The organism is Pseudomonas sp. MBLB4136, from assembly GCF_051904765.1.
Lineage (GTDB): Bacteria > Pseudomonadota > Gammaproteobacteria > Pseudomonadales > Pseudomonadaceae > Aquipseudomonas.
Map to the genome: position 1 here is coordinate 3,164,295 of NZ_CP196713.1, position 18,795 is coordinate 3,183,089.

Here is an 18,795-nt window from a genome sequence, read left to right on the forward strand (position 1 = left end):
AGTTTAAACGCAGTTCGCCGCATTGGCGCACGGCCCGCGCATTTTCTCCACAAGCTGACCAGCAGGTCTTCACCAGCCCTTGGGGGCCGTCCCGCCAGCTAGGCGTGCGCCGGCAGCGCCTGCAGCACCGGCGGCCGACTGAGGTTGAGAAACTCACTGAGCTCGACCTTCTGCGCCATCGCGTCCTGATAGCCCAGCTCGATCAGCTCGCTACAGTAGCCGGACTCGAACAGCAGATAGCTGAGCACCCCGGCGCCGCTCGCCCGGGTCGCCCCTGGCCCGCGCAGGAACAGGCGCACCGCGGCGGGCAGCTCATGACGATGGCGGGCGGCGATCTCGTCCACCTGCTGGCTCGGCGAGATCACCAGCACCTCGACCGGCTTGAGACCGAGACCGGGCAGGCGATCCTCGGGCGGCACCAGCCGACTGAGCTGGTTGATCCGCTCGAGCAACTCGATGTCTCCCTCCAGGCTGTCGATGAAGGTGCTGTTGAGCAGGTGCCCGCTGATCTGCGCCAGGGTGGGCGGCTTGACGTCGTGGGGCCGGACCACATGGCTGTTGGCATCCTCGCCCTGGGGATTGCCACTGACCCCGATCACCAGCACCCGACTGGCGCCCAGGTGCAGCGCCGGGCTGATCGGCGCCGACTGACGCACGGCGCCATCACCGAAGTACTCGCGATTGATCCGCACGGGCGGAAACACCAGCGGAATCGAGGCGCTGGCCAGCAGATGCGGCAACGCCAGACGGGTCGGCACGCCGACCCGGCGATGACGAAACCAGGGATCGATGGTCGCGCGGCCCTGGTAGAAGGTCACCGCCTGCCCGGTCTCGTAACCGAACGCGGTCACCGCCACGGCGCGCAGGCGGCGCTGGCGCACCGCCGCGGCGATCCCGGAAAAATCCAGCTCGCGCTTGAGCAATTCGCCCAGCGGCGAACTGTCGAGCAGCGCCACCGGCACCTGAGTGCCCAGGCCGAGCAGGCTGTGGCCGACGAAACGAGAGGCCTGACGCAGCACCCCGGGCCAGTCGCTGCGGTACACCTGATGGGTGTGAAAACCCTGCCAGACCTCGGTCAGGCGGCGGATCGCTTCACCGAAATGCAGGGCGCCGCAGGCCAGGCTGACGGCATTGATCGCCCCGGCGGAGGTACCGACGATGACCGGAAAGGGATTGTGCTCGGCGTTGGGTAGCAGGTCGGCGATCGCCGAGAGCACCCCCACCTGGTAGGCCGCCCGCGCACCACCACCGGAGAGAATCAGCCCGGTCACGGGCTGGCTGGCTGGAGCGGACTGCGTCATGGAGATGATTTCCGGGGTTTTCAGCCAGTATAGAGCGGCCTCGGGGTGCGCCGAGGCCATTGCACCGCCAGCTGCCGCTAGCTACGGCGCTTCCTGTAGAGCTTCGGCTCACCGCTGGGTCGCGTCTTGAAGCGCCGGTGCGCCCACAGGTACTGCTCCGGGCAGGCAGCCACCGCCTGCTCTATCCACTGATTGATGCGCAGGCAGTCGGCCTCCTCGTCGTCGCCGGGGAAGTCCGTCAGCGGCGGATGCACCATCACCTTGTAGCCCGACCCGTCGGCCAGGCGCACCTGAGTGAAAGGAATCACCCGCGCCCGCCCCAGGCGGGCGAACTTGCTGGTGGCGGTGACCGTGGCGGCCGGCACGCCGAACAGCGGCACGAAGATGCTGCGTTGTGCGCCATAGTCCTGATCCGGCGCATACCAGACCACCCCGCCGGCACGCAGCAGCTTGAGCATGCCGCGCACGTCGTCGCGCTCGATCACCCCCAGCAGGCGCTGTTCGCGACCGCGACGCTGGATGTAGTCGAACAGCAGGTTCTTGTGCGGTCGATACATGCCGTACATGTCCTGCTGCATGCCCAGCAGGCCGCCGCCCATCTCCAGGGTGGTGAAATGCAGGGCCATGAGGATCACCCCCTGGCCATCCGCCCGGGCCTGCTCTAGATGCTCGAGCCCCTCGACGCTGCCCAGCTTGCGCAGGCGATCAGCTGGCCACCACCAGCTGATCGCCATCTCGAAGAAGGTCATGCCGGTGGAGGCGAAGTTCTCCCGCAGCAGGCGCTGGCGCTCGGCCGCCGACATTCGAGGAAAGCACAATTCCAGATTGCGCGCGGCGATCTGCCGCCGCGAGCGTGCCAGGTGGTACATCAGCCCCCCCAGCCAGCGCCCCAGGCGCATCAGCACCGGATACGGCAGCAGCGAGACCAGCCACAGCAGGCCAAGCCCCAGCCACAGCGGCCAGAAACGCGGATGGAGGAAATAACCCCGAAACACTGGACGATCCATGAACGATCCCGCACGACATCAAAAGCCGGGCATTCTATCAGCACTTGCCCGAGGACTCGCCGCGGCTTGCGACCCACGGTGCTTCTCGCTATAAGTCCCCGGCAACTTTCGTGACATGCTTCCTTCTTCTATATAGGCGCACCAGGCAGACCATGAGCCAAGCCGATCTACTCGACCAAGACCCCGTGTTCCAGCTCAAGGGCAGCATGCTGGCCATCACCGTGCTGGAGCTGGCGCACAATGATCTGGAGCGCCTCGATCAGCAGCTGACAGAGAAAGTCGCCCAGGCGCCGCAGTTCTTCAGCAACACACCGCTAGTGGTGGCCCTGGACAAACTGCCCGAAGGCGAAGGCGACCTCGATCTCGCCGCCCTGATGGCACTCTGTCGCAAGCACGGCCTACGCACCCTGGCCGTGCGCGCCAGCCGCGAAGACGATATCGCCGCCGCCAACAACCTGGACCTGCCGGTGCTGCCGCCCTCCGGCGCCCGCGAACGCCTGCTGGAACTGACCCCGAAGCAGCCGGAGAAGCCGACCGAACCGGAGTTCAAGCCGAGCAAGATCATTACCAGCCCGGTGCGCGGCGGCCAACAGGTCTACGCCCAGGGCGGCGACCTGATCGTCCTGGCCCCGGTCAGCGCTGGCGCCGAACTGCTGGCCGACGGCAATATCCATGTCTACGCCCCCATGCGCGGACGCGCCCTGGCGGGCATCAAGGGCAACACCCAGGCGCGGATTTTCTGTCAACAAATGGGCGCCGAAATGCTGTCGATCGCCGGCCACTACAAGGTCGCCGAAGACCTGCGCCGCGAGCCGCTTTGGGGCGATGCGGTACACGTCAGCCTGTCGGGTGACGTGTTGAACATCACCCGCCTTTAACGGATACTGCGGCCAATTTTCAGGGACACAAAAGGGCATCCGGACGCCTCGTGCGGCCGCCAGATTCCCGCATTTATCTTCACATTTTGGGGTGAATCACCTTGGCCAAGATCCTCGTAGTCACGTCCGGCAAGGGTGGCGTGGGTAAAACCACCACCAGCGCCGCCATCGGTACCGGCCTCGCCCTGCGCGGGCACAAGACTGTCATCGTCGACTTCGACGTCGGCCTGCGCAACCTCGACCTGATCATGGGCTGCGAGCGCCGCGTGGTGTACGACTTCGTCAACGTGGTCAACGGCGAAGCCACCCTGAGCCAGGCCCTGATCAAGGACAAGCGCCTGGAGAACCTCTACGTGCTGGCCGCCAGCCAGACCCGCGACAAGGACGCGCTGACCCTGGAAGGCGTGGAGAAGGTCATCAACGAGCTGTCGCAGAACTTCGAATACGTGGTCTGCGACTCGCCGGCCGGCATCGAGAAGGGCGCCCACCTGGCCATGTACTTCGCCGACGAGGCGATCGTGGTGACCAACCCGGAAGTCTCCTCGGTGCGTGACTCCGACCGCATGCTCGGCCTGCTGGCGAGCAAGTCGCGGCGCGCCGAGAAGGGCGAGGAGCCGATCAAGGAACACCTGCTGCTGACCCGCTACAACCCGGAGCGCGTGACCAAGGGCGAAATGCTCGGCGTGGAAGACGTCGAGGAAATCCTCGCCATTCGCCTGCTCGGCGTGATCCCCGAGTCGCAGGCGGTGCTCAAGGCCTCCAACCAGGGCATCCCGGTGATTCTCGACGACCAGAGCGACGCCGGCCAGGCGTACAGCGACGCCGTCGACCGCCTGCTCGGCAAGGAAGTGGCGCACCGCTTCCTCGACGTGCAGAAGAAAGGACTCATGCAACGCCTGTTCGGAGCCCGCTGATGAATATTTTCGACTTCTTCCGCGAACGCAAGAAGGAAACCCCCGCCTCCATCGCGAAAGAGCGTCTGCAGATCATCGTTGCCCACGAGCGCGGCCAGCGCAGCCAGCCGGACTACCTGCCGGCCCTGCAGCAGGAGCTGGTCGAGGTGATTCGCAAGTACGTCAACATCGACTCGGACCAGGTCCAGGTCGCCCTAGAGAACCAGGGCAGCTGCTCGATCCTGGAGCTCAACATCACCCTGCCCGATCGCTGATCCGGCGCCCAGGTTTCTTTCGCTTCCCCCATCGGCGACCTCGGTCGCCGATGGCGTTTTCGGACCGCCCAGATGCCCCTCAGCCAGATTGAAATCCTCCACCAGGACGCCGCCCTGCTGGTGATCAACAAGCCTACCCTGCTGCTCTCGGTGCCCGGCCGCGCCGAGGACAACCGCGACTGCCTGGTCACCCGCCTGCAGGAGAACGGCTACCCGGAAGCGCGCATCGTCCACCGCCTGGACTGGGAGACCTCGGGGATCATCGTCCTGGCCCGCGACGCCGACAGCCACCGCGAGCTGTCCCGGCAGTTCCACGACCGCGAGACCGAGAAGGCCTACACCGCGCTGTGCTGGGGCCAGCCGGAGCTGGACAGCGGCAGCATCGATTTGCCGCTGCGCTACGACCCGCCGACCAAGCCGCGCCACGTGGTCGATCATGAGCTGGGCAAGCATGCCCTGACCTTCTGGCGCGTGCTGGAACGCTGCGGCGACTACTGCCGGGTCGAGCTGACGCCGATCACCGGCCGCTCGCACCAGCTGCGGGTGCACATGCTGTCGATCGGCCACCCGCTGCTCGGCGACCGCCTGTACGCCCACGAACAGGCCCTGGCCGCCCATGAGCGCCTGTGCCTGCACGCCAGCATGCTCAGCCTGACCCACCCGCAGAGCGGCGAACGCCTGCGCTTCGAGTGCCCCGCACCATTCTGAGCAACGCGCTCCGGCGCGCCTTGCCCCTCCCCACACACCCCAGTCAGTTGCGCCCAGAGGCATAAATAGCCGGCCGGCATAACGCATTACCCAATGTTCTAAGGCCCGGCCTTGAAGGGCGCGGGGTGCGCCAACATATTGTCCTGCGACGGGGCTTGAGGCCTCGACCCCAAGCACCGCGAACGAATCTCTGGTCAATTCGCCAAGGAGGTTTGCGATGTACGAATCCCTTCTCAATTTCCCCGGCGGCCTGCTCGCCGAGTTCGAACGCCTGCAACGCGAGTTGCAGCAGGAGCATGCCGGCCTCGGTCGCCCCGGCAGCATTCGTGCAGTGGCCAGCGGCGCCTTCCCGGCACTCAACGTCGGCAGCACGACCTCGAGCATCGAGGTCTACGCCTTCGCCCCCGGCATCGATCCGGCCAAGCTCGACCTGCAGATCGACCGCGGCCTGCTGACGATCGTCGGCGAACGCACGAGCGCCCAGCCGGGCGACAACGGCAGCCTGTCGGTATACGCCAACGAGCGCTTCTCGGGCCGCTTCAAGCGGACAGTCAGCCTGTCCGAAGATGCCGACCCGGACAAGGTCGAGGCGACCTACCGCGACGGCGTGCTGCACATCAGCGTGGCGCGGCGCGAGTCGGCCCAGCCTAAGCGCATCAGCGTCCAATGACAACCCAGGCATAAAAGGAGGAAGCCACGATGAGCGAGAAGAAAACCGTGAGCCGTTCCGAACGTGCCGAAGAACCGCAAACCCTGCTGCCACGGGTCGACGTGTTCGAGGACAAGGACGGAATCCTGCTGCTCGCCGACATGCCCGGCGTGCCCAAGGACCGGCTCGACCTGAGGGTCGAAAACGACACCCTGACCCTCGAGGGCGAGATCGCCGCCAGCACCCCGGACGACATGGAGGCGATCTACGCCGAGGTCCGCCACGGCCGCTACCGGCGCGCCTTCGCCCTCAGCAGCGAGCTGGACAGCGGGCGCATCGACGCGCAGTTCCGCGACGGCGTGCTGAATCTGCGGATTCCCAAGCACGAGCATGCGCAACCGCGCAGGATCGAGGTCAAGACGGCCTGAACCACCCGGCGGTCGAGCCCCCCGGCCCGACCGCCAATAAGCTTGGAGGTCATCGATGGATAAGCTCAATGAACTGAAACACGGCCTGGAAGAGACCTGGCACTCGCTCGGCGAGGGCTGGCGCCAGGTGCTCGACCGTGCCAGCGGTGCCCTGACCCGCTTCACCCCCAACGGCCGCAACAAACACGGCGAACAGACCGCGCCGGCGAGCAGCAGCGTCACTGGCGAGTACCCCTCGAGCAACTGGGCACTGCTGGCCGGCGACCTCTACGAGGATGCCGACAAGTTCGTCGTGCGCCTGGAGCTGCCGGGACTGGACAAGCAGGACCTGGACATCGAGGTGCGCAGCGACGTGCTGGTGGTGCGCGGCGAAAAGCGCTACGAACAGGAATCCACCAGCGGCCGCTACCGCATCCGCCAGTGCGCCTTCGGCAGTTTTCACCGCAGCATCCCCCTGCCCCTGCCGGTGATCGCCGACAAGGCCGCGGCCCACTACCGCAACGGCGTGCTGCGCATCGAGCTGCCCAAGGCCGAGCACGCCCGCGGCCGGCGCATCGAGGTGCGCACCGGCTGAGCGCGCCTGTCACCGCCCTGGCCGCTACTCGGCGTCCTGCCGACGCGGCCAGATCAGGCTGAAGCGCGCCCCTCCGAGCTCGTCGCTGCGACCGATCTGCGCCCGCCCCTCGTGCCAGTAGATGATCCGCCGCACGATCGACAGCCCCAGGCCGTGGCCACCGGAGGCGCGGGTACGGCTGTCGTCCAGGCGCAGGAAGGGGGTGAACAGGCGCTCCCAGGCCTCCTCCGGGACCCCTGGCCCGTCGTCCTCGACATCCAGGCGACAGCGCCGGTGGCCGATCCGGTAGCTCAGGCGCACCCGCGACTCGGCATGGCGCATGGCGTTGCTCAACAGGTTCTGCAGGGCGCGGTGCAGGTAGCGCGGCTCGCCCTCGACCCACGCGCCGCTGCCATCGGGGGCGTCCACCACCACCCCGCGCTCGACCCGCACATTGGCGCGCAACGGCGCCAGTTCGTCGATCACCTGGTCGATCAGCGCACCGAGGTCGACCGCCTGGAAATTCAGCGCCGGGGCGCCCTGCTCCAGGCGCGCGTAGGTCAGCATCTCGTCCACCAGCCGGTCGAGGTCCTGGATGTCGCTGTCCATTCCGTCCATGTACTTGCGCCGCGCCGCCTCGCTCTCGGCATCGCCAACCATCTCCAGGCCGAAGCGCAGCCGCGCCACCGGCGTACGCAGCTCATGGGACACCGCGCGAACCATCTCCCGCTGGATGTTCAGCGAGCGCTGCAGATGCTCGGCCATGGCATTGAAGGCGGCGGCCAGGCGCCCCACCGCGTCGGTACCGCGCGACGGCACCCGCGCATCCAGACGGCCGCTGGCGATGTGCGTGGCGGCGCCCTCCAGCTCGCGCAGGCGCTGCTCCAGCGGACGCACCAACAGGTAAACCATCAGGCCGATCAGGCTCAGGCCGATGGCGCCGATCAACACCAGCAACTGCGGCGGATAGGGGTCCATCTGGTACAACGGGCCGATCTCCAGCACCCAGTCGGTGTCGACGATGCCGGAGTACACGTGAATGCTGTCGCCGCCCTTGCCCAGGGCCATCACCGTATCGCCCTCGTCGACCCGCCGGCGCTGGTCGGCATCCAGGTTGGCCTGCTCCAGCTGGACCAGGCGCAGGTCAAAACCGAACTGCTTGGCCGCCTTCAACTCGGCCAGGCGTTGCGGCTGTTCCTCTTCGGGGTAGCGCACCAGCTCGTCGATCAGCAGGAACACGGTGGCACGCGCCAGCTGCTCGCTGATCTGCTGCACCTCGCCGGTCAGCAGCAACTGCTCCGACTCGCTGACCAGGCTGTAGATCTGCGCCGCATGGGGGCCGGTCTGCAGCACCAGCACCTGGCCACGCAACAGCCGCTTGCGCGCGCCGCCGTCGAGACCGGCCTCATCCAGGGCCTGGACGTGCAGCGGAATACCCAGCAGCCGGGCCCACACCGCCGTGGCCCGACGGCGCTCGACCTCGACCATGGGCTGCAGGTTGTCGGCCATCAGGCGGAAGGTGCCGCTGGCCAGGCGCTCGCGGTACTGGTCGGCGCGCACCTGATTGAGCAGCTGCAGGGTGCCGACGCCGAGCAGCGCGACCAGCACCAGCACCGCCAGCATGCCGGCGTAGATGCGCAGGAAGATGGAGTTCATTGCAGCGCTTCGGCGGCTTCGGCGACGAACAGGTAGCCCTTGCTGCGCACGGTCTTGATCAGCCGTGGGTGCATCGGATCGTCGCCGATCTTCGGGCGGATGCGCGAGATGCGCACGTCGATCGAGCGATCCTGGCCATCGTATTCGATGCCGCGCAAGGCGGTGAAGATCTCCTCGCGCGAGAGAATCCGCCCGGCATTCGCGGTGAGCAGCCAGAGCAGGTCGAACTCGGCGCTGGTCAGCTCGATGCTCTGCTCGCCCAGCCAGGCCTCGCGCATCGCGCTGTCGATCACCAGGGTGCCGAACTCCAGGCGCCGCGGTTCCTGCGCCGCGCTCGGCGCACTGCCCTCGTGCCGCCGCAGCAGGGCACGCACGCGGGCCAGCAACACCCGCGGGCGCACCGGCTTGCACACGTAGTCGTCGGCACCCATTTCCAGGCCAAGCACCTGGTCCATGTCGTCGGTGCGCGCGGTGAGCATCAGGATCGGCCCCGGGTAACCGGCGCGCACCTTGCGGCAGATCGCCAGGCCGTCCTCGCCCGGCAGCATCAGGTCGAGGATCACCAGATCCGGCTGTTCCTTGAGGATGCGCGCCGCCGCCCGCGCGCCATCGGCCTCAATGGCCACCGACAGGCCATTGCTCTGCAGGTATTCACGGGTCAGTTCGGCCAGACGCTGATCGTCCTCGACGATCAGGATTTGCCACGACTCTTGCTCCACTGCTGCCTCCCAAGGACAGATCAACCGGGGTCAAACTGGCCGGCATTGTAGCAACGCCGCACCCGGCCGCGACTGTTCAATCCCACGCCAGGGCGCCACAAGAGCGCCGCGCGGCGACCTGCACAGAGCAGGCCAACAAGCAAGCAAAAAACCTACATCTTGTGTTTGTGTGACGGGGGCAAAATAGCGCCGCAGAAGAATGAAAAAATCCGCCGCCACCACGACGAACGGTCCGCCGGGGGCAACCCCAGCTAACACGCGGGCTGGCGAATGTTACCCAAAGATAACCCACAGATTTATCCACAGGGGAACATCAAGCCTTGGCTTGTCTTCACCCAAGCACCGCACTATCTTGTATCTCCATCGCGCCAAACACCTACATGTTGGGTTTTGACAGCACGAACGACACAAGCACATTTGCACCCGAAAGGTCCAGACCGAGAACAAGAACAGTGCAGGTGAATGCTTCTGCTGCTGCCACCGCAGCAACAAGGCCGACCGCCTTCCCGCACGGCGCCCATCGCCAGGCGGGTACGAAAAACAGTGCAGAGTTCTTGCACACGAACCACTAGATATAGTAGTGCCGACTCCGGTCGACACTAGACTTTTGAGCCAGGACGGCGCCTTAGTCGTGCCCTCCCTGCCCAGTTTTGCAAGTCCCGTGCGCCCGGCTCTGCGGCCGGCGCATGGCGTTGTTGAAATGGAATGAACGGCGGGTACGCCGCGGCATAGCGTCCAACTATCAGAATTTCAGAGCACGGAGACCTACATGCATACCGACACCACTCGCGAGAATCCGCAGGCCAAGGCGCCGCAGGCCGCCGATGCCAGCCAGGACCTGGCCGCCACCGCGCCGGGCCAGCTGCGTGTGATCAAGCGTAACGGCACCGTGGTGCCGTACACCGACGACAAGATCACCGTCGCCATCACCAAGGCCTTTCTCGCCGTGGAGGGCGGCACCGCCGCCGCCTCGTCGCGCATCCATGAGACCGTCGAACGCCTGACCGAGCAGGTCAGCGCCACCTTCAAGCGCCGCATGCCGTCGGGCGGCACCATCCACATCGAGGAGATCCAGGACCAGGTCGAACTGGCCCTGATGCGCGCCGGCGAGCAGAAGGTCGCCCGCGACTACGTGATCTACCGCGAATCGCGCGCCCAGGAGCGCAAGCGCGGCGCCGCCAGCGACATCGCCCAGCCGCACCCGAGCATCCGCGTCACCGCCGCCGACGGCAGCGTCGCGCCGCTGGACATGGGCCGCCTGCAGACCATCATCCGCGAGGCCTGCGAAGGCCTGGCCGAGGTCGACGGCGCGCTGATCGAGCGCGAGACCCTGAAGAACCTCTACGACGGCGTGGCCGAGAAGGACGTCAACACCGCCCTGGTGATGACCGCCCGCACCCTGGTCGAGCGTGAGCCGAACTACAGCTACGTCACCGCCCGCCTGCTGATGGACAACATCCGCGCCGAAGGCCTGGGCTTCCTCGGCGTCGCCACCAGCGCCACCCACCACGAGATGGCCGAGCTGTACGCCAAGGCGCTACCGGCCTACGTGGCCAAGGGCATCGAGTTCGAGCTGCTCGACCCCAAGCTGCAGAGCTATGACCTCGAGCGCCTGGGCCAGGCGATCAACCACGAGCGCGACCAGCAGTTCACCTACCTGGGCCTGCAGACCCTGTACGACCGCTACTTCATCCACAAGGATGGCGTGCGCTTCGAGCTGCCCCAGGTGTTCTTCATGCGCGTGGCCATGGGCCTGGCCATCGAGGAGCAGGACAAGGAAACGCGCGCCATCGAGTTCTACAACCTGCTGTCGTCGTTCGACTACATGTCGTCCACCCCGACCCTGTTCAACGCCGGCACCCTGCGTCCGCAGCTGTCCTCCTGCTACCTGACCACCGTGCCGGACGACCTCTCGGGCATCTACAGCGCCATCCACGACAACGCCATGCTGAGCAAGTTCGCCGGCGGCCTGGGCAACGACTGGACCCCGGTGCGCGCGCTGGGCTCCTACATCAAGGGCACCAACGGCAAGAGCCAGGGCGTCGTACCCTTCCTCAAGGTGGTCAACGACACCGCCGTGGCGGTCAACCAGGGCGGCAAGCGCAAGGGCGCCGTGTGCGCCTACCTGGAAACCTGGCACATGGACATCGAGGAGTTCATCGAGCTGCGCAAGAACACCGGTGACGACCGTCGCCGCACCCACGACATGAACACCGCGAACTGGATTCCGGACCTGTTCATGAAGCGCGTGTTCGACGACGGCAAGTGGACCCTGTTCAGCCCGAGCGAGGTCCCGGACCTGCACGACCTGACCGGCAAGGCCTTCGAGGAGCGCTACGAGTACTACGAAGCCCTCACCGAGTACGGCAAGATCAAGCTGTTCAAGACCATCCAGGCCAAGGACCTGTGGCGCAAGATGCTCTCGATGCTGTTCGAGACCGGCCACCCGTGGCTGACCTTCAAGGACCCGTGCAACCTGCGCAGCCCGCAGCAGCACGTGGGCGTGGTACACAGCTCCAACCTGTGCACCGAGATCACCCTGAACACCAACAAGGACGAGATCGCCGTGTGCAACCTGGGTTCGGTCAACCTGCCGAACCACATCGTCGACGGCAAGCTGGACACCGCCAAGCTGGCGCGCACGGTGAAGACCGCGGTGCGCATGCTCGATAACGTCATCGACATCAACTACTACTCGGTGCCGCAGGCGAAGAACTCCAACCTCAAGCACCGTCCGGTGGGCCTGGGCATCATGGGCTTCCAGGACGCCCTGTACCTGCAGCACATCCCCTACGGCTCCGACGCCGCAGTGGAGTTCGCCGACAAGTCGATGGAAGCGGTCAGCTACTACGCCATCCAGGCGTCCTGCGACCTGGCCGACGAGCGCGGCGCCTACGAGACCTTCCAGGGCTCGCTGTGGTCCAAGGGCATCCTGCCGCTGGACTCCCAGCAGATCCTCATCGAGGCTCGCGGGCAGAAGTACATCGACGTCGACCTGAGCGAGTCACTGGACTGGGAACCGCTGCGCCAGCGCGTGCAGAAGGGCATCCGCAACTCCAACATCATGGCCATCGCGCCGACCGCGACCATCGCCAACATCACCGGCGTGTCGCAGTCGATCGAGCCGACGTACCAGAACCTCTACGTGAAGTCGAACCTCTCCGGCGAGTTCACCGTGATCAACCCCTACCTGGTGCGCGACCTCAAGGCCCGCGGCCTGTGGGACTCGGTGATGATCAACGACCTGAAGTACTACGACGGTTCGGTGCAGCAGATCGAGCGCATCCCCCAGGAACTCAAGGACCTGTACGCCACCGCCTTCGAGGTGGAGACCAAGTGGATCGTCGACGCCGCCAGCCGCCGCCAGAAGTGGATCGACCAGGCCCAGTCGCTGAACCTGTATATCGCCGGCGCATCCGGTAAAAAACTCGACGTGACCTACCGCATGGCCTGGTACCGCGGCCTGAAGACCACCTACTACCTCCGTGCCCTGGCTGCCACCAGCACCGAGAAGTCGACCATCAACACCGGCAAGCTCAACGCCGTATCCAGCGGCGGTGGCGACGGCCTCAGCGCGGCACCGGCCAAGGCCCCGGAGCAGGCCGCACCGGCGCCGGCACCCGTGCCGAAGGCGTGCGCCATCGACGAGCCGGACTGCGAAGCGTGCCAATAAACGCGCGAATCTGAGCGGCATTCGCGTCGTTGCCGCGTGAACCGACCCCGGTCATGGACACGGGGCCGGCCCACACGGCGCCTAGCGACTGCTCGCTCAGCTTCACGCTGGAATCGTTGAGGACTCGCCGCTTAGGCGAGCTCCGGAGAAAGGCGCCTGGCCCCTCCCCCGCGACCGACGGTCGCCACTGCGCCACGCCACAGACTAGTATTTAACTGTATATCCATACAGGCCGGTCATTCACCGGCCCTCAAGCAGGAGCCAAGCCATGCTGAGCTGGGATGAATTCGACAAGGAAGACGGCAGCGAAGCCGCCGTCGCCAGCAACACCAACGCCCAAACCACCGACCTGGGTCTGGACAAGCTCGACCAGGCCGGCGACGCCGCCGCCCACGAAGCCCGTGCCGTGGCCGCCGACGACAGCGCCGCGGTAGCCCGCGCCAAGGCTGCCCTCGACCAGCTGGACATCCAGGAAGGCCTGGACGAGCTGGAAGGCTCTGCCGCCCGCGTCGCGGTCGACGAGAAGCGCATGATCAACTGCCGCGCCGACCTCAACCAGCTCGTCCCCTTCAAGTACGACTGGGCCTGGCAGAAGTACCTGGATGGCTGCGCCAACCACTGGATGCCCCAGGAAGTGAACATGAACGCGGACATCGCGTTGTGGAAGAGCACCGACGGCCTGACCGACGACGAGCGCCGCATCGTCATGCGCAACCTCGGCTTCTTCTCCACCGCCGATTCGCTGGTGGCCAACAACCTGGCCCTGGCCGTGTACCGCCTGATCACCAACCCCGAGTGCCGCCAGTACATCCTGCGCCAGGCCTTCGAGGAAGCGATCCACACCCACGCCTACCAGTACTGCATCGAGTCCCTGGGCATGGATGAAGGCGAGATCTTCAACATGTACCACGAGATCCCGAGCGTGGCGAAGAAGGCCAGCTGGGGCCTGAAGTACACCCGCTCGATCTCCGACCCGACCTTCAACACCGGCACCGTGGAGACCGACAAGGAACTGCTGCGCAACCTGATCGCCTACTACTGCGTGCTAGAAGGCATCTTCTTCTACTGCGGCTTCACCCAGATCCTCTCCATGGGCCGCCGCAACAAGATGACCGGCGTCGCCGAGCAGTTCCAGTACATCCTGCGCGACGAGTCCATGCACCTGAACTTCGGCATCGACGTGATCAACCAGATCAAGATCGAGAACCCGCACCTGTGGGATGCGGCGATGAAGGACGAGGCCACCCAGATGATCCTTCAGGGCACCCAGCTGGAGATCGAATACGCCCGCGACACCATGCCCCGCGGCGTGCTGGGCATGAACGCGGCGATGATGGAGGACTACCTCAAGTTCATCGCCAACCGCCGCCTGACCCAGATCGGCCTGAAGGAAGAGTACCCGGGTACCTCCAACCCCTTCCCGTGGATGAGCGAGATCATGGACCTGAAGAAGGAGAAGAACTTCTTCGAGACGCGGGTTATTGAATATCAGACGGGTGGGGCGTTGAGCTGGGATTGATTCTGGCTTACTCACTGAAGAGTTAAGAGCGCTTTGCCTGAAATGGATGTTTGGGGTAGCGAGAGAAACTCAAAGCCCCGCCTAGTGCGGGGCTTTTTACTTGAACTACCGAATGAACATGACCGATAGAACCCCTCAAAAATAATTCTAAGCAGAGTGTGACATATGGTTCCTCTAGAGCAGCCAGACGAGGTAAATACTCCTGAAGAAACGGAAGAAATACCGTGCAGAGAGGCTCGAAGAACCATGCGCAAGCTCTATGAATCAGCACACACGCTATTTATGGAAAAGCTTGAGACCTTCATAGATAAAGCTGAATACCCTTTATCTTATGATCTCTCGGACGAAATTCGGAAAGTCTATTGGGGACCAGCCATAATGGAGCTCTCCATAGCCAACGACCTGAAAGAAACTATCAACCAGCTTCACTGCTGGTATGGACACTTAGTAGATTGGTCTCTCTGGATTGATGTACTCAAGCAGTTCGAAGGTGAACAGGAATGGTACATACGCCGGCAGTATGTTGAGCACCATGCGTTCTACTGCATGTTACAACCAAGCTCTACCCGCGAACGCTTCGGGTCTATAGCAACAAATGCCCTACATCAAGCCAGTCTGTTATTACAGGAAGGTTACAAGGATCAATTGGATCAAGACGAACATGGTTACTTGAGTCGCCGAAAACGTGAAGCACAGGTAAAACGGCTAGGAACAAATTACACTTGCTTTGCTCCTTTTCTGCAGGCACTGACTCACTTAGACAACAAGAGCTTCAGTACAGCAAGCTGCAACTTTCGCGACCTTGCCAGCCACGGAATTGCGCCACGTTTCGAGCAAGGCGAGACTAGTTTCGTGAGGCGCTATATAAAGCCTTGGAGCGAGTTAACAAAGAACCCTGACGGCACCGCGCAGTTTGTCGAGCATCCGACCAAGAAGGCGGTATGTTATGACTTCGGCGGTACCCAGCCATTGAGTCTCCAAAAGGCTTATGACGCCTGTTGGCAGGAATACCTTAAAGCAGTTCAATTGTTTCATGCCTACCAAACGCTGCTTAGAGAGCTTTTGTCCGCTCTCGCGTCACGTTCCCCGAGATAAAAGGGCAAGATAAAAGGTTCTTCGCGGACTCTGGGGAAAGAGCGAGTTGACAGTCAGGGAAATGGGTAGATTGGCAGTCGCCAAACACACCAACTCCCAGTCCCTGCTGTCGCCGTGCATCCTATTGATCTTGCCGCTTTCTGGCCAGGCTACGAGGTCGTCGCCTGCCGCCCCGCCGCTGAAAACACCCTGCTGATTGAGCTGGAGCCCCAGGCCAACCGGCTACCCCAGTGTGGGCGCTGTGGCCAGCCCTGTCCGTTGATCCACGAACGGCGCATGCGCCAGGTGCGTGACCGTGACCTGCTGGATCGGCGTGTTGTTCTGCAGTTACCCGTGCGCCGCATCGACTGCCTGACCTGTGGACGCGTGACCGAGCGTATCGACTGGTTGGGACCGGCCGCACGCCTGACTCGGCGCTTGCAGATCTGGCTCGAAGGCCTGTTGCAGCTCTTGCCGATAAGCCATGTCAGTCGCCTGACCGGCTTGCACTGGCACACCCTCAAGGCCATCGACAAGCGTCGATTGGAAGCCGCAGTGGGCGCCTTCGAGCCCGCTGACGTGCGGCGCTTGGTGATGGACGAGTTCGCCCTGCACAAGGGCCATCGCTACGCCACGGTGATCATGGATGCCGAGCGAACCCGCGTGCTGTGGGTCGGGCACGGCAACAGCCGCGAGGCTGTTCGGCCGTTCTTCGAGCTGCTTGGCGAGCGCTGCCAGCAGATCGAGGCGGTGGCGATGGACATGAACACGGCCTTCGACCTGGAGGTGAAGCGCCATTGCCCGCGGGCCGAGGTGGTGTACGACCTGTTCCATGTGGTGGCGCGCTACGGCCGCGAGGTGATCGACCGTATCCGCGTCGACCAGGCCAACCTGCTACGGCATGACAAACCGGCGCGCCAAGTGGTCAAGAGCAGTCGCTGGTTGCTGCTGCGCAACCGGGCCAACCTCAAGAGCGAGCAGGCGGTGCAGTTGCAGGAGCTGCTGCAAGCCAATCAATCACTGGCCACCGTCTACCTGCTCAAGGATGCGCTCAAGGACATCTGGTACGCGCCCGGCGTCTGGGAGGGCTGGCGGCGCTGGCGGGACTGGCAACGGCACGTCCGGGACAGTAGCCTGGCGCCGCTGCAGCGCTTCGCCAAGAACCTCAGGCGTTACCTCCGCGGCATCCTCGCCAGTGCCCGCTTCCCGATGCACACCAGCGTGCTGGAGGGGGTGAACAACCGCATCAAGGTCATCAAGCGCATGGCCTATGGCTTCCGCGACTCGGACTACTTCTTCCTGAAAATCAAGGCCGCCTTCCCCGGGAAAGTGCGATGAACCAGATAAAAGGGGGCAGATTTATTTTCTTCGTCGCCGGCCACTACCGGTTTCGCCCTTACGGCGAGTTACTTTCTCTTTGCACGCGCAAAGAGAAAGTAACCAAAGAGAAAGCGCGCCCGGCATCCGGGTTTCGCTACGCTCAACTCCCCTCGCTCCGGCGCTGTTCCGAGGGTCGGCAAGACGGGCCATCCATGGCCCGACATGCCTCGTTTGGCATCCATGCCAAACGTCCCTCTCCACAGCACCTCCACTCGGCCTCCTGACGGGATTCGGAAACCGCGTCGCCTGGTCTGATGGTGCAGGTAAATCAAATGAAAAAGCAGAGCGAGCGCATCACGGCTTTGCCGCAATACTCTCGCTCCTTATCGGTTCTAGAACACCAATCTTGCAGACGACGCCAAACGCCCCTTCAGGAGGCCGAGTGGAATCATTGCGTAAGGGTTGAGCGGCATGGATGCCGCGAGAGCCGCGATGGGCCAGGGATGGCCCTTCGCGGCGGGCCCTCGGAGCAATGATGGAGTGAGGGAACCCGCCGCAGGCGGGCCGGATGGCGGGGCTAGACCTTTTGGTTACTTTTGGGGCAATGCCAAAAGTAACCCGCCGTAAAGGCGGAACCATTGCCACGAACAAAGCTGCACCCGCACGGGTTACCCATCAGGAAAGAGGGAGAATGAGGATTGATCGTTCCCACGCTCCGCGTGGGAACGCCGCCCGGGACGCTCCGCGTCCCTTACGCAGAGTTCAAGGAGGAACTTCAATGGGGCGTAGCCGCTACGTCATCACCGAACCGGATCAGCCGCACTTCCTGACCTGCACGGTGATGGAATGGCTGCCGCTGTTCACCCGCCCTGCCCTGGTGGGCATCCTGCTCGATTGCTGGCGCTACCAGCGGGCTAATCAGGGCCTGCGCCTGTATGGCTATGTGGTGCTGGAGAACCACCTGCACTTCGTGGCCCAGGCGCCGGAGCTGGATAAGCGGCTCAGTGCCTTCAAGTCGTATACGGCGCGAAGGCTCATTGACCATCTGGAGCGCAACGGTGCCGAGCGTGTCTTGCAGCGGCTGCGCTTCGCCAAGCGCGCCCACAAGGTCGACCGGGTCTATCAGCTCTGGCAGGAGGGCTCGCATGCGGAGCTGGTGTACAGCGAGGCGGTGATGCGGGAGAAGCTGGACTACATCCATCTCAACCCGGTGAAGCGCGGGTACGTGGACCGGGCGGAGCACTGGCGTTATTCGAGTGCCCGGAATTATGCCGGGGTGGAGGGATTGATCGAGGTGGACCGCTGGGATACGTGACGCCGAGCGTCACCGGCTGCGTTCCCACGCGGAGCGTGGGAACGATCAAAACGCTCAACCCCCACGGGCGTTACAATGCCGCCACCACCGATTCCCCGAGCGGGCACGCCCCGGAGCCAGACTGCCGATGTTCACCCTTGTACACCTGGACACCCCACCACCCGAATCGCTGAAAAGCCAGGTCCTGCAGATGGTGGTGGACTACCTCGGCGACATCAGCCCGGTGTCGCTGACGCCCAGCAATCCCCTCTACCAGCTGTACCAATACGTGGTCGGCTACGAGGTGCACCTGTACCTGCAGGCCATGGACAGCGCCGTGGACAGCAGCGCGCAGCTGGTCCTGGCCCTGGACGATCTGGACCCGGCCCAGGTGCTGGGCTTTGCCCTGTACCTGCCAGCCCAGGACGACCCCGAGGCCTGCACCCTGGCCTATACGGCGGTACAGGCCAGCCACCGCCGGCACGGCGTTGCCCGGGCCATGCTGCGGCACATGGTCGCCCGTCGCCCCCATGCAGATCTGGCCTGTGTGGCGGGCAAGGTGCCGACCTTCGAGGCCATGGGTTTTCAGGTGCTAGCCGCGCACGGGCCGCAGGTGCTGATGAGTACACGGGAGCAGCGCGCGGACGGCCTGGTGGCCGTGCAGGACCTGGAGGCGATCTTCCAGTCCAAGGAAGTCCGGCAGATCCACGCCTACCTGGTGAAGCAGCACGGCCAGCAGGCCATGCGCGAAGCGGAGCAACAGCGCGATCACCAGCTCGACCAGCTGGCCCGGCAAGCCCAGGCGCTGGTACGCGAACGCCTCGCGTAGGGCGTCATCACGGACAGGC

At 64.4% G+C, this 18,795-nt stretch carries 17 protein-coding genes; 13 read left to right on the plus strand and 4 right to left on the minus strand.

Annotated elements, in window-relative coordinates; translation table 11 throughout:
* Window positions 1–98: 98 nt before the first annotated feature.
* Both ACSX1D_RS14230 and ACSX1D_RS14235 read right to left on the minus strand, forming a co-directional pair.
* Window positions 99–1,301: a patatin-like phospholipase family protein gene (locus tag ACSX1D_RS14230; protein ID WP_439859117.1), complete on the minus strand. Its 1,203-nt coding sequence runs from the start codon at window positions 1,299–1,301 to the stop codon at window positions 99–101.
* A 77-nt stretch (window positions 1,302–1,378) separates the two neighbouring features.
* On the minus strand, window positions 1,379–2,308 hold the full coding sequence (locus ACSX1D_RS14235; protein ID WP_439859118.1) for a lipid A biosynthesis lauroyl acyltransferase: 930 nt from the start codon (window positions 2,306–2,308) through the stop codon (window positions 1,379–1,381).
* A 152-nt stretch (window positions 2,309–2,460) separates the two neighbouring features.
* Between ACSX1D_RS14235 and minC the strand changes: the two genes are divergently transcribed.
* The 7 genes from minC to ACSX1D_RS14270 all read left to right on the plus strand — a co-directional run bounded on the left by minC (window position 2,461) and on the right by ACSX1D_RS14270 (window position 6,713).
* The gene (gene minC / locus ACSX1D_RS14240) at window positions 2,461–3,186 is read left to right on the plus strand and encodes a septum site-determining protein MinC (protein WP_439859119.1); all 726 of its coding nucleotides are present in this window, start codon (window positions 2,461–2,463) and stop codon (window positions 3,184–3,186) included.
* Between the two features lie 101 nt (window positions 3,187–3,287).
* Window positions 3,288–4,100 (plus strand): septum site-determining protein MinD, encoded by an 813-nt coding sequence (gene minD, locus ACSX1D_RS14245; protein WP_439859120.1) that lies wholly within the window; start codon window positions 3,288–3,290, stop codon window positions 4,098–4,100.
* The gene (minE, locus tag ACSX1D_RS14250; protein ID WP_021443221.1) at window positions 4,100–4,354 is read left to right on the plus strand and encodes a cell division topological specificity factor MinE; all 255 of its coding nucleotides are present in this window, start codon (window positions 4,100–4,102) and stop codon (window positions 4,352–4,354) included. Before minD ends, minE begins: the two co-directional genes overlap by 1 nt.
* Window positions 4,355–4,426: 72 nt before the next feature.
* On the plus strand, window positions 4,427–5,062 hold the full coding sequence (locus ACSX1D_RS14255) for an RluA family pseudouridine synthase (protein ID WP_439859121.1): 636 nt from the start codon (window positions 4,427–4,429) through the stop codon (window positions 5,060–5,062).
* Window positions 5,063–5,279: 217 nt separating this feature from the next.
* Window positions 5,280–5,732, plus strand: a complete 453-nt coding sequence (locus ACSX1D_RS14260; protein ID WP_439859122.1) for an Hsp20/alpha crystallin family protein — start codon at window positions 5,280–5,282, stop codon at window positions 5,730–5,732.
* A 29-nt stretch (window positions 5,733–5,761) separates the two neighbouring features.
* Window positions 5,762–6,139, plus strand: coding sequence for an Hsp20/alpha crystallin family protein (locus ACSX1D_RS14265; RefSeq protein ID WP_439859123.1), 378 nt, complete (start codon window positions 5,762–5,764; stop codon window positions 6,137–6,139).
* Between the two features lie 55 nt (window positions 6,140–6,194).
* Window positions 6,195–6,713 (plus strand): Hsp20/alpha crystallin family protein, encoded by a 519-nt coding sequence (locus ACSX1D_RS14270; RefSeq protein WP_439859124.1) that lies wholly within the window; start codon window positions 6,195–6,197, stop codon window positions 6,711–6,713.
* Window positions 6,714–6,737: 24 nt separating this feature from the next.
* Here the strand turns inward: ACSX1D_RS14270 and ACSX1D_RS14275 are convergent, their stop codons facing one another.
* Both ACSX1D_RS14275 and ACSX1D_RS14280 read right to left on the minus strand, forming a co-directional pair.
* Complete coding sequence (locus ACSX1D_RS14275) at window positions 6,738–8,348, minus strand: ATP-binding protein (protein WP_439859125.1); 1,611 nt, start codon at window positions 8,346–8,348, stop codon at window positions 6,738–6,740.
* On the minus strand, window positions 8,345–9,067 hold the full coding sequence (locus ACSX1D_RS14280) for a response regulator (RefSeq protein WP_439859126.1): 723 nt from the start codon (window positions 9,065–9,067) through the stop codon (window positions 8,345–8,347). The genes ACSX1D_RS14275 and ACSX1D_RS14280 overlap by 4 nt, the downstream gene beginning before the upstream one ends.
* 769 nt (window positions 9,068–9,836) lie before the next feature.
* Between ACSX1D_RS14280 and ACSX1D_RS14285 the strand changes: the two genes are divergently transcribed.
* The 6 genes from ACSX1D_RS14285 to ACSX1D_RS14310 all read left to right on the plus strand — a co-directional run bounded on the left by ACSX1D_RS14285 (window position 9,837) and on the right by ACSX1D_RS14310 (window position 18,776).
* On the plus strand, window positions 9,837–12,740 hold the full coding sequence (locus ACSX1D_RS14285) for a ribonucleoside-diphosphate reductase subunit alpha (protein WP_439859127.1): 2,904 nt from the start codon (window positions 9,837–9,839) through the stop codon (window positions 12,738–12,740).
* A 268-nt stretch (window positions 12,741–13,008) separates the two neighbouring features.
* Window positions 13,009–14,259 carry a ribonucleotide-diphosphate reductase subunit beta gene (locus tag ACSX1D_RS14290; RefSeq protein WP_439859128.1) on the plus strand — a complete coding sequence of 417 codons (1,251 nt, stop codon included), beginning with the start codon at window positions 13,009–13,011 and terminating at the stop codon, window positions 14,257–14,259.
* Between the two features lie 246 nt (window positions 14,260–14,505).
* Entirely contained in the window at window positions 14,506–15,354 is an 849-nt protein-coding gene (locus ACSX1D_RS14295) for a hypothetical protein (protein WP_439859129.1), read from the plus strand.
* A gap of 114 nt (window positions 15,355–15,468) precedes the next feature.
* Complete coding sequence (locus ACSX1D_RS14300; protein ID WP_439859130.1) at window positions 15,469–16,671, plus strand: ISL3 family transposase; 1,203 nt, start codon at window positions 15,469–15,471, stop codon at window positions 16,669–16,671.
* Between the two features lie 760 nt (window positions 16,672–17,431).
* The gene (locus ACSX1D_RS14305; RefSeq protein WP_439859131.1) at window positions 17,432–17,968 is read left to right on the plus strand and encodes an REP-associated tyrosine transposase; all 537 of its coding nucleotides are present in this window, start codon (window positions 17,432–17,434) and stop codon (window positions 17,966–17,968) included.
* 127 nt (window positions 17,969–18,095) lie between these two features.
* Entirely contained in the window at window positions 18,096–18,776 is a 681-nt protein-coding gene (locus tag ACSX1D_RS14310; protein WP_439859132.1) for a GNAT family N-acetyltransferase, read from the plus strand.
* Window positions 18,777–18,795: the final 19 nt, after the last annotated feature.

What these genes read in the sequence shown, in the direction of transcription:
- ACSX1D_RS14260 (WP_439859122.1), top strand. Translation starts at nt 5,280, where the DNA reads ATGTACGAATCCCTTCTCAATTTCCCCGGCGGCCTGCTCGCCGAGTTC.
- ACSX1D_RS14310 (WP_439859132.1), top strand. Translation starts at nt 18,096, where the DNA reads ATGTTCACCCTTGTACACCTGGACACCCCACCACCCGAATCGCTGAAA.
- ACSX1D_RS14295 (WP_439859129.1), top strand. Translation starts at nt 14,506, where the DNA reads ATGCGCAAGCTCTATGAATCAGCACACACGCTATTTATGGAAAAGCTT.
- ACSX1D_RS14235 (WP_439859118.1), bottom strand. Translation starts at nt 2,308, where the DNA reads ATGGATCGTCCAGTGTTTCGGGGTTATTTCCTCCATCCGCGTTTCTGG.
- ACSX1D_RS14305 (WP_439859131.1), top strand. Translation starts at nt 17,432, where the DNA reads ATGGGGCGTAGCCGCTACGTCATCACCGAACCGGATCAGCCGCACTTC.
- ACSX1D_RS14270 (WP_439859124.1), top strand. Translation starts at nt 6,195, where the DNA reads ATGGATAAGCTCAATGAACTGAAACACGGCCTGGAAGAGACCTGGCAC.
- ACSX1D_RS14275 (WP_439859125.1), bottom strand. Translation starts at nt 8,348, where the DNA reads ATGAACTCCATCTTCCTGCGCATCTACGCCGGCATGCTGGCGGTGCTG.
- ACSX1D_RS14285 (WP_439859127.1), top strand. Translation starts at nt 9,837, where the DNA reads ATGCATACCGACACCACTCGCGAGAATCCGCAGGCCAAGGCGCCGCAG.
- ACSX1D_RS14255 (WP_439859121.1), top strand. Translation starts at nt 4,427, where the DNA reads ATGCCCCTCAGCCAGATTGAAATCCTCCACCAGGACGCCGCCCTGCTG.
- ACSX1D_RS14290 (WP_439859128.1), top strand. Translation starts at nt 13,009, where the DNA reads ATGCTGAGCTGGGATGAATTCGACAAGGAAGACGGCAGCGAAGCCGCC.
- ACSX1D_RS14230 (WP_439859117.1), bottom strand. Translation starts at nt 1,301, where the DNA reads ATGACGCAGTCCGCTCCAGCCAGCCAGCCCGTGACCGGGCTGATTCTC.
- minE (WP_021443221.1), top strand. Translation starts at nt 4,100, where the DNA reads ATGAATATTTTCGACTTCTTCCGCGAACGCAAGAAGGAAACCCCCGCC.
- ACSX1D_RS14265 (WP_439859123.1), top strand. Translation starts at nt 5,762, where the DNA reads ATGAGCGAGAAGAAAACCGTGAGCCGTTCCGAACGTGCCGAAGAACCG.
- minC (WP_439859119.1), top strand. Translation starts at nt 2,461, where the DNA reads ATGAGCCAAGCCGATCTACTCGACCAAGACCCCGTGTTCCAGCTCAAG.